The 550-nt window shown below is 60.2% G+C and carries 1 protein-coding gene and 1 pseudogene; one reads left to right on the top strand and one right to left on the bottom strand.

The features are described 5' to 3' along the window. Positions 1–23: 23 nt before the first annotated feature. Positions 24–131 (top strand): annotated as a pseudogene (locus I6F24_RS37885) (hypothetical protein); the annotation flags it as partial. A gap of 132 nt (positions 132–263) precedes the next feature. Here the strand turns inward: I6F24_RS37885 and I6F24_RS37880 are convergent. Then, the coding region (locus I6F24_RS37880; protein ID WP_346656956.1) for a hypothetical protein at positions 264–550 on the bottom strand (287 nt) is incomplete at its 5' end.

Raw genomic sequence — 550 nt, 5'->3', positions numbered from 1 at the left:
GGCCGACCGAGTGCGCCGACGGCGTGACGCATCATCTGGTTTCCGTTCCGCCTGCGCTGGCTGAGCCTTATGTGCCGATCGGCAGGCCAATTCAAAACGTTGAGGTTTATGTCGCGGACGGACCACGGCTCTGCAGTGTAGGAGAAGTCGGCGAAATCTGTGTTAGCGGCGTCGGTGTCGCTGCCGGTTACGTCAATGACCATGTCCGCACCAAGAATGCGTTTGGGCCGAACCCGTTCTCAAACGACCCGTCGTTCGGGCGCCTATACCGGACAGGTGATCTTGGGCGCGTTCGTTCCGACGGGCTTCTGGAATGTCTCGGTCGACGGGATCGTCAGGTTAAAAGTCGCGGGCACAGAATCGAGCTGGGAGAAATCGAAGCTCGTTTGTCCGCTCATCCTTCGGTGCATGGCGCCGTCGCACTCGCCTCTGTCTGCGCAGGTGTAAAGCTTACGGCGCGAGATATAGCTGGGTCGGAGGCGCAAGCCGAATCGCGGCGTCTGGTCGCGTATGTGTCGGCTCCAGCTGAACTGGCGGAAAGCGATCTTCA

The organism is Bradyrhizobium sp. BRP23, assembly GCF_020194135.1.
Taxonomy (GTDB): Bacteria; Pseudomonadota; Alphaproteobacteria; order Rhizobiales; family Xanthobacteraceae; genus Bradyrhizobium; species Bradyrhizobium yuanmingense.
This window is presented reverse-complemented; position numbering and strand designations above follow the sequence as displayed.